This window comes from Vibrio sp. D173a (genome assembly GCF_030248475.1).
Map to the genome: position 1 here is coordinate 1 of NZ_JAHGAH010000292.1, position 2,965 is coordinate 2,965.

General features: G+C 38.4%; 3 protein-coding genes. All 3 read left to right on the top strand.

Annotated features, from left to right (window positions below; genetic code table 11):
* Window positions 1-60 precede the first annotated feature (60 nt).
* The 3 genes from KIV40_RS24375 (at window position 61) to KIV40_RS24385 (ending at window position 2,875) form a co-directional block, all read left to right on the top strand.
* Window positions 61-378, top strand: a complete 318-nt coding sequence (locus tag KIV40_RS24375) for a hypothetical protein (protein WP_285351755.1) — start codon at window positions 61-63, stop codon at window positions 376-378.
* A 323-nt stretch (window positions 379-701) separates the two neighbouring features.
* A complete protein-coding gene (locus tag KIV40_RS24380) occupies window positions 702-2,030 on the top strand; it encodes an AAA family ATPase (RefSeq protein WP_285351756.1) in 1,329 nt (442 codons plus the stop codon).
* Complete coding sequence (locus KIV40_RS24385) at window positions 2,027-2,875, top strand: hypothetical protein (RefSeq protein WP_285351759.1); 849 nt, start codon at window positions 2,027-2,029, stop codon at window positions 2,873-2,875. The genes KIV40_RS24380 and KIV40_RS24385 overlap by 4 nt, the downstream gene beginning before the upstream one ends.
* The last annotated feature ends 90 nt before the right edge of the window (window positions 2,876-2,965 follow it).

Consider the following 2,965-nt stretch of genomic DNA (forward strand, 5'->3'; position numbering starts at 1 on the left):
CTTACGCCATGATTAAAGCGCTGAACAAGCTTACAGGGCTTGGTATGCCTGAAACTCAGCATGTTGTTTAATAATCACTCAATTTTCGGGCAATTTGGTTTTCTGTCCGAATTACGCAACAAAGCCTACCATATAGGAAAATTCAGTAGCTCAACTATTGAGCCGTACAAAAGCGCATTCACTCAATCAGCTGTCATTGTTGGGAATATTAAAAAGTTAGCTGAAAAGACAGAAGAAAAAATCGACTTTATTACCGATGATCAAATCATTTCAATGTACGGAAATAAAGTCGCTCAAAGTTCTGCAATACGAAATTTTACTAAAGGTACTGTTGGCCTAAGGACTCTTCGAGAAATGACATTTTTGAATCTTTTCTAAAAGACCAAAACGGTGTTGGACATCAAATCTTAGAGCGCTATATTGATGAGAACAAGGAGCGTTTTTTCCAAAGTGAGAAGGAAGCGTTCAAGCTGGAGCTTCAAACTAGCGCTGAAGAAGAAAAAAAAGCTATCACCTTACTTAGACAGGAAAAAGAAAAGCTAGAATCAGAAAATAGACGCCTAGCTCGTGTTCAAACTGATCTTGAAGTCGGTGGCGCTGAGGCGGCAGCTAAGTTAGAAGCAGAAAAGGAAGAGCAGCTTTCTTCTCAGATAATTGAGCTTCAAAGTAAGCTAGACCATCTTCAAAATGAATATCTGGTGATGGAAAATAAATATAAAACATTTAAGACGTTAGATGATCTTGAGCAAGAAATTCAGCTAATTGAGCGCGAACGAGATCGAGCTAAAGAGAGGAATAAGGGCATAGAGCAACAGCTAGAAAATATCAGGGAAACTTTGAAAAGTGAAAATGATGAGCTGACAAGAAAACTAGTGAAACTAAAACCTGAAGTTGATGCTTTATGTGGTATTACACCTAGAACGCCTAGCAAAAAAATTGACTACAAAGTTAAGATATCTATTAACCAAGATGCTGATAATGAGGCGATTAGAGAAGAGTTGATAGACTCTGTATTAGACTCTTTAAATAGCCAAGGTCGTAAGACTGATTATTATACTGCAGCGAATATCTTGACTACTGTAGCTCAATGCCAGTTCACACTATTCAGTGGTCTACCTGGCACTGGTAAAACATCTTTGGCAAAAATGCTAGGGCAGGGGCTTGGTTTAGGTAATCGATTCCTAAACATTCCCGTAGCTAGAGGTTGGACATCTTCTCGTGATATTTTAGGTTTTTACAATGCCCTATCTCAGTCTTACGTACCATCATCTACAGGAATGTATGAGCTGCTTTCCCAGTTAGATAAAGAAACTCGCTCTGGAGATGACCACGCAGCTTCTATCGTGCTACTCGATGAGTTTAACTTGTCTCAGCCGGAGCACTATTTCAGTCCGTTCATGGAAATAGCAGATCCTGAGTCTCGTCGTATTATAACTACTGGTGATATGGAAAAACCTACACTTAACCTGCCGAGTTATCTTCGATTCTTAGGCACTATAAACCAAGATGAATCAGTTCAAGCACTTACTCCGAGAATGCTTGATCGTGCAGCTATTATTAACTTTGATGAATTTGAACCAAACTACGACCTAGCAATCTCTGAAATCAATACAAATGCTGCTCCTATGATTCCGATTTCTGGTAAGAAGTTTATCGAAGTCTTTACGCCGACATCTCTAGAACTAAAAGAAAACATCGAGGGTATTCTTCATTCTATTGTTACGACTCTTCGAGATGACTCTCCATCATTGGGAAGCCCAATTTTAATTTCATACCGTAAGCTCAAAGCTATCCGAGCTTATCAGGATGTGGCATCGCCATTGATGTACGAAAATACTTATGCTGCTTTAGATTATGCAGTAAGCCAACACATTATTCCTTTGCTCAATGGCTATGGTGAAGGCTTCGGGCAAAGACTAGAGAACCTGCTAGCAATTCTTCCAGACGAGATGGAACGTTCGAAAAAAATGCTAAGTCGCATCATAGCTGTTGGAAAGCAGAACATGTATAGTTTCGGTGCAAATTTATGATCGAATGGCGATTAGTTGCTGACTCTTATGGAGATACAACCAATCACGATTTAATGTCTAGCTCCCGCGTTGCTATTAAGGAGCTAGACTCCATCGAATTTGTTGTAAAAATTAGCGATGATGTATTTCAGGACCTAGGAACACCATTCGTTTCAGTTGGTGACATCCCAATGGAGTTAGAGTTCTCCAACAGGGAAGATAGTTTTAGAGTATTTAGATCTTCTTTAGGTGCTAATCGAAATGAAAATAAACTATTCTATAATTTTTTTGGGCAGAGTGACTTGCTTCTTCATTTCGAAAAAACGAATGGGGAATTCTATACAAAAGTGGTAGAGATATTAGCTCGAAGAGAAAATGCAATTCTTGCTGATAATTTGTTGAACTATCTAACTCAAAATATCGAAGATGCAATTCAAATATGTTTCTCAAGAAGTAGGATATCTGGTTCATTAAACAATAAAGCCGAATTTGAATTTAGTAAGTTAGAAATTATTAAGCAGTCTATTGAGCATTTAACTCGAGCATTCTCCTTTTTTCGTAGAGAACATAAATACCAATGGGAACAAGAGCTCCATACTTCTGAGCAAGGGCAACCTACAGGTCCAGACTCTGTAGATTGGGCACTCAAAAACTTAGATAAACTGTCGCCATCGGCTCCAAGTGAAGCTAATATCATATTCAATAACAGAGGTTATGCTTACCCAGAGTTACCAAAAGAAGTGCTAGTTAAAAATACTGATACATATGAAAATAGGGTGATAGGTTCTTATTTAAAACGTATTGAATATTATCTTTCGAAGCTTGTTAAGGAATATAACACATATGAGCCTTCTGCCTGTCAATAGGCAATAACATCCTATTGGCTGCGTGAGCAGCCAATGCTCTTCGAACAACAAAGTTATCTACTTCGCTTTGGCTTTGCTCATGCGTTTTTG

Coding starts and splice junctions, on each gene's coding strand:
- KIV40_RS24375 (WP_285351755.1), top strand. CDS start 61: ATGTTGTTTAATAATCACTCAATTTTCGGGCAATTTGGTTTTCTGTCC.
- KIV40_RS24385 (WP_285351759.1), top strand. CDS start 2,027: ATGATCGAATGGCGATTAGTTGCTGACTCTTATGGAGATACAACCAAT.
- KIV40_RS24380 (WP_285351756.1), top strand. CDS start 702: ATGGAAAATAAATATAAAACATTTAAGACGTTAGATGATCTTGAGCAA.